General features: G+C 51.5%; 5 protein-coding genes. 4 read left to right on the forward strand and 1 reads right to left on the reverse strand.

What is annotated here, in order from left to right:
- The 4 genes from HY768_10660 to HY768_10675 form a co-directional block, all read left to right on the forward strand.
- Positions 1-381, forward strand: a 381-nt coding sequence (locus HY768_10660) for a S8 family serine peptidase (GenBank protein MBI4727658.1), incomplete at its 5' end; no start/stop codon positions are given.
- Between the two features lie 71 nt (positions 382-452).
- Positions 453-3,155, forward strand: a complete 2,703-nt coding sequence (locus tag HY768_10665) for a T9SS type A sorting domain-containing protein (GenBank protein ID MBI4727659.1) — start codon at positions 453-455, stop codon at positions 3,153-3,155.
- A gap of 338 nt (positions 3,156-3,493) precedes the next feature.
- On the forward strand, positions 3,494-4,369 hold the full coding sequence (locus HY768_10670) for a DMT family transporter (GenBank protein ID MBI4727660.1): 876 nt from the start codon (positions 3,494-3,496) through the stop codon (positions 4,367-4,369).
- A 57-nt stretch (positions 4,370-4,426) separates the two neighbouring features.
- Positions 4,427-5,044 carry a chemotaxis protein CheC gene (locus tag HY768_10675; protein MBI4727661.1) on the forward strand — a complete coding sequence of 206 codons (618 nt, stop codon included), beginning with the start codon at positions 4,427-4,429 and terminating at the stop codon, positions 5,042-5,044.
- Positions 5,045-5,119: 75 nt separating this feature from the next.
- Here HY768_10675 and HY768_10680 read toward each other — a convergent pair whose 3' ends face one another.
- On the reverse strand, positions 5,120-5,902 hold the full coding sequence (locus tag HY768_10680; GenBank protein MBI4727662.1) for a tetratricopeptide repeat protein: 783 nt from the start codon (positions 5,900-5,902) through the stop codon (positions 5,120-5,122).
- Positions 5,903-5,975: the final 73 nt, after the last annotated feature.

Consider the following 5,975-nt stretch of genomic DNA (forward strand, 5'->3'; position numbering starts at 1 on the left):
CACGGAACGCATGTGGCAGGCATAGCGGCGGCAATTGCAAATAACGGTAAAGGAATAGTAGGCGTTGATTGGAATGCAAGCATCTATTCTAAACGTTTAGATTTTAGTGATAATACCGCAATATATAATTCCATTGTGGATGCTGTAAACCAGGGCTGCCATGTTTTAAATAACAGTTGGGGTGGAGCAACTTACTCTACAATTATCAGAAGCGCTTTTTCTTATGCTTATAAGATGAACAGGGTGGCTGTAGTATCTATGGGCAATAATAATACTTCGTCACCCAAGTATCCGGCGGCATTCGGTCAGGGGATAATCGCCGTGGGCGCTACCGACAATATGACGGTAGGTCAAGCTATTCAAATTATGGTTCACACATAGATGTGGTAGCTCCGGGCGGTTATGAATGCGGCGATGTAGGTCTGTATAATCCCAGGTGTATTTACTCAACCATGTCCCCATTCCCGCCGTATTACAGGTTATATGATTATGCCGGCGGCACATCAATGGCCGCGCCTTTTGTAACCGGGCTAGCTTCGTTGCTAAAAGGGTATAATGGCTCATTATCTAATGACGACATTGAGCAAATCATAAGGATTTCTGCAGATGATAAGGGTGATCCGGGCTTTGATCAATTATATGGCACGGGCCGCATCAATGCCCGAAGGGCATTGGAGATGCTTGGGCCAAATTATTGTTTCAACCAGTCGTCGGCCAGCAGCGGTTCATCGGTAGGCAATACAGGCACATACAAAATGGCCTTTTATGGCGTCCCTGGCATTGCCGACGGTGTTTATATTGTCAAAAGGTATGACGTTCGGCGCGATGCATCATTCCCCGCATATTTCTCATCTACCCCGTATATGTGGGGCCGTGGTTATGGCTCAAACGGCTATTCGGCGGCAAGCCCCAACTTCGCAATGCCGTGGTGTCAGGTAGTTCCCGGCACTGCCACAGCTTCAGGCTGTCAATTGCAAACATACGTTTACGAGTTGTGGACAATAGCTGGCGAATATGTTGGCTATAAACCCTGTGCTCCGGGTTCAGCTGTATTTCAATATACCGTTTTAGGGCCATATTTAGCGCCCACGTCTGCCACCATAAGCGGCTATTATGATCCCAATGCAACTGCAAAAGTTCCCGTTGGTTATACCTTTCTTTCCTGGGGCTGCACTAAAGGCACTTACCCTGTTACGTACACGCTCCAAGTAAAAGAACCTTATACAACCGGAACTTGGTCTGATTTATTGGTTGGCACAACAGTCACAACATATGATTATCAACATTTGCCAAATGCTTCCGGCAGCGGCTATCGTATCCGTGTTAATGACGGAAAAGCCACAATTTATTCCAACGCTAAAGTTCTCTACCCGCCCGTTACCGACGACCCCATCGTTGCCTACTCCACCACCCAGGAAGCCACAGCCCATTCCAACGGTAAAAAGATTGTCATAGACAACACCGGCAAACTGCACGTGGTTTTTGCTTCCAACGATTCTGTCTATTACACCGCTTTCACCGACGACGGTGAAACCTGGCCAACCCAGGCAGCAGTGGGCGAAGGTAAAAACCCGGCCATAGAACTTAACTCCAACCAAACACCTTCGGTTTGCTGGTCAAAGGTCAATGAACTGTATTATTCCGAACATAGCTCTGATGTTTGGGGCGCGCCTCAACTTATTTACACAGGGCCCGCCGGGTCGGAGGTTTCCTATTTGTCTTACGTGCTTGACCAAAAGACCAACAACTCATACCTGGGCTGGGTGGACGAAGGGGCGCGGGGTTCTGCGGTTTATATCTCGCCCTATACCCCCGGCGGTGCAGGCCAGCTTGCCCCAACACCCATAGATCAGGGCGGCGCCGGCGCCTTCAAATCGCCGTCATTGTCTCTTGACCGCACAGGCAACCTCAAGGTAACCTGGAGCCGCAACGGCAAGGTGTATTATTACGATGAGGCCGGGCAACTAGAACTTAGCGAAAACGGCATTCACCCCATAGTGGATGCCTATGGCGACAGAACCTCGGTCGTCTGGCAGGAGGAGATTGCACCCGGTGTCTATCAAATCGCCAAGAGAAACAAGGGGCCTTTGGGGTGGGGCGAAAAACAGGTCATTTCCTACCCCGACAGCAAGAATGCCGATTTTCCGGTGGTGGCCGCCAACGGTCAGTATGTTTATTCCAAGAATACCACCGGCAGTGATTATGACATCTTTTGGCACGGGGAATATGACAACGGCTGGACGCAATATGAACGCAATATTTCCTACGCTTCCGGCGGCATCTCAAAATATCCTTCGGCGGCCTTCAGCCAGGTGTGGCCCAAGTCAAAGCTTTACATCCTTTGGACGGAAGATACATTAACAACAAAGAGTAAAGCAGTTCCACGTTTACCGGTGAAAATGTGTTCACAGCCAGTTGAACCGGTGCCCTATTTCTACGCAGATCTTGGCACCGAAGAAGCTATGGTTTACACCATTCAAAAGGAGGGCACCTTCAACTACGGGCAAACGCCCGACTTGACGGTTGACTATCACCCCACCCAGCTAAAATACTCGTTTACCGGCCTTGATCCGGCCAGGTACTACATGCTAAAGGCCGTTTACTACCACGAATCAAACGACCGGATTCAGCAAAAGATGAAAGTGGATGGCCAGCAGTTCGATGTGGCAAACCTAAAACCCAAAGAAAAGGCCGAATTCAAACGCTGGTTGATGCCAAATCTTTACAGCGACGGCCAGGTTGAAATTGCCATAGACAAGCAAAAAGGCGAGTATGCCGTCTGCGCCGTATTGTCAATCGAAGAATACGAGAAGGACTGCGACCAGGCCAAGGGCGGTGGAACGCAAACCACGGAATCAAAACCTGTAACTGCCACCTATAGCTACGCGCTTATGCAGAACTCCCCCAATCCCTGCCAACAATCAACAATGATCAATTATCAATTGGCAAAACCGGGGCAGGTAAGTTTGAAGGTTTACAACACCTTGGGGCAAGTGGTAAAAACCCTGGTCAGCGAAAGCCAAAATCCCGGGCCATACAATGTCAAATGGGACGGCAAGGATGAAGCTGGTCGGCAGATAACGGCTGGCATTTACTTCTACCGCCTGGCTTCGGGTGAGTTTAACAGCACCAGGAAGATGGTGGTGCTGAGGTAAAAATAAACCCATTGTTTTCAAAAAGGCCGAAGTTTTTTGAATTTCGGCCTTTTTTATTTGCTACATCAAAAATTCCCTGTGTAGAATTTGCTTGTTTTTTTTACCGGTTTGGGTTATCCTATAGCGTGATGACTTTTTTGATTTCATAAAGATACTGCTGTTATGACCGTTCTCCCTGTTTTACCGGCTGGGCGTGGAGATGAGAACATCCGCCTATACAAGGAAGCCTTGCCTTCGCTGTGGCTTCCTCCTTCGTTCAACACTGCGGCAGGCAGGCAGGAAAAACGGAAAATCATTTAGGGATTCCATCGCCAGAGACAGTAATCCGAAAACAAAAGATGAAAAAAGTTATATTCATAATACTGCTGGCCCTGGTGGTGATATTCTGGGGCAACGCCTTCGTGGCCATAAAATATCTGCTGGACCAGGAAGGCTTGGATCCCATGCAGCTGACGGTCCTCAGATATCTGCCGGCCGCCCTGCTGATGCTGGCGATGATGTTTGTGATCTATAAACCGCAAAAGATATTTTCGGCATGGCGCCAGGAGTGGCCGGGCATCGCGCTCTACGGCGTCACCGGCGTGTTGGGATATAACTTGGCCCTGAATTACGGCGAGTCCAAGATAGCGGCCGGCACCGCCAGCCTGATAGTGGGCCTCTCCCCCACTTTAACGTTGATCGCCTCGAACCTGGCCTTAAAGGAAAAGATCACCGCCAAAAAGCTGGGCGGGATCATTACGGCTTTCATCGGACTTTTCATCGTGGTCCGCTGGGGGGCTGGGGAAGCCATCAACTTCAATTATCTTTTGGGCGTGCTGATCACCTTCGGGGCCCCGCTCTCCTGGGCCATCTACACCATAGTGGGAAAGCCGATGGTCCACCGCCACGACCCGAACCTGATCACCATGTCGGCCGTGATCTGGGGCAGTTTGCCGTTGTTTTTTTTAATGCCGCCCATTAAGACGATGGCCGCCATTTCCCCAAAGGGCTGGGGCGCTCTGCTGTTCCTGAGCCTGATCTGCACCATCTTTGGATTTCTGGTATGGTCCTGGGCGTTAAAGAAAACCGAGGCGGCCCGGCTGGGGGCCTTGGTATATTTGATACCGCTGGTGACCATAATCTCCGGGCTGATATTCCTGAAAGAAGCGCCAACCCCGGGCCTGATCGCCGGGGGGCTTGTTCTGATAACTGGCGTAGTGGCGGCCGAAACGTAGGTCCGAAGAACAAAAAAACAGTTGATATTAATTCCTTTTTAGGCTTAACTATTCCCTATGGACATAAAAAAACTGGACCCCCGGCACTTAGACGCGCTTAAAGAGGTGTCCAATATCGGAGCCGGACATGCCGCCACCGCCCTCTCGGAACTGGCTCAGCAGATAATTTTGATAGACGTGCCGGTGATCGAGGTCAAGCCGCTGGGTGAAGCGCTGACCGCACTGGCTCTCCCCGGCCAGAAGATAGCCTGCGTGACGGTGGGGATTTCCGGCGACATCACGGGAGAATCCCTGCTGTTGTTCACCGAGCGCGATGCGATGGAATTTGCCAACCGGGTGCTGGGTCGGGTGGAATCAATAAAACCAGTTTCATTAGGCCAGCTGGAGGAATCGGCGCTGAAGGAAACCTCCAACATCATGACCTGCGCCTATATGAATGCCCTGGGCGAGCTTTTGGGAGTGATGGTGATACCCACCGCGCCGAGGTTGGAAATCCGCGACCCCAGGGATGCCGGCGGCCAGTCTTTTTCGTCCCACCAGGAGCACTGGGACATGGTGATCTCCATCAAGAACGAGTTCCGGTTCATGGACAAGCAGATCAAACTTCAAGGGTATTTTTTGCTGATACCGGACGGGGAATCGTTGAAGGCGATATTTAAAAAACTTAACATGTAGCGAGCAGATTAAAAGAGAACAAAACGGGGTGCTTGTAACAAGCCCCCCGTTTTGTTCTGAACCAACCTGGTTTTATTACGCTCCGCAGTTGTCCGGCAATGAAACCGGTCCCTGCTCCAGCTCGGCCAGTCGCTCCTTGTTCTTCACGCATGGCGCCAAACGGCAGAGCTCCCGGTAGAGCTCGAGCGCTTTCTGCCGCCGGGCTTCCTTTCCATCGGCCCGGTAGGTAAGGTATGCTATCTCGGCCCGGTCGGATTCGTCCAGTGGATCCAGTTTCCCCAGCAGGGCCAGGGCCGCCCCGGGATCGGTCTCCGCCAGCAGCTCCGACTTTTGAATCCGGACCATCAACATCAGGCCGGGGCTGTTCAAGTGCTGGGCCAGATCCCAGGCCTGCCGGTTGAACTCATCGGCGGATGCGGTTTTTCCGGTGCGGTGCAGGAAGCCGGCCTTGAGGTGCAGGAACTCGCAAAGTTCCTGACCCAGCCCCTGCTCCCGGGCCAGGGTGATGGCTTTGTCATATTGGTCCAGGGCCTGGGCAGGCTGTCCTTTTTTCTCGAAGATCTTGCCCAGGTTGCTAAAGGCGCGGCTCAGGTTGAGCTTGTCTCCCAGGGACAGCGCCAGATCGTAATATTGCCGGAAACAAGCCAGGGCTTCGTCGATCCGGCCCAGTTCGTCCAGGGCATTGCCCAGGTTTCCCAGGGTGTAGCAGATTCCGACCCGATCCCCCATAGTCGTCGACAGTGCAAGCTTGCTGCGGCAGTGGGCAATGGCCTGTTCATACTTTCCCTGGAGATGATATACCTGAATTCCGTAGCATAAATATACACTACAGTCCTTTGAGGAGCTGAGGAGATACAGCTTTAAGGATGCGTTCTTGGCGTTTTGTTAATGTGACAATACGGGATAAGGTAAAACCTTTTGACTGATCACG

Source organism: candidate division TA06 bacterium, from assembly GCA_016208585.1.
Taxonomy (GTDB): Bacteria; Edwardsbacteria; AC1; order AC1; family EtOH8; genus UBA5202.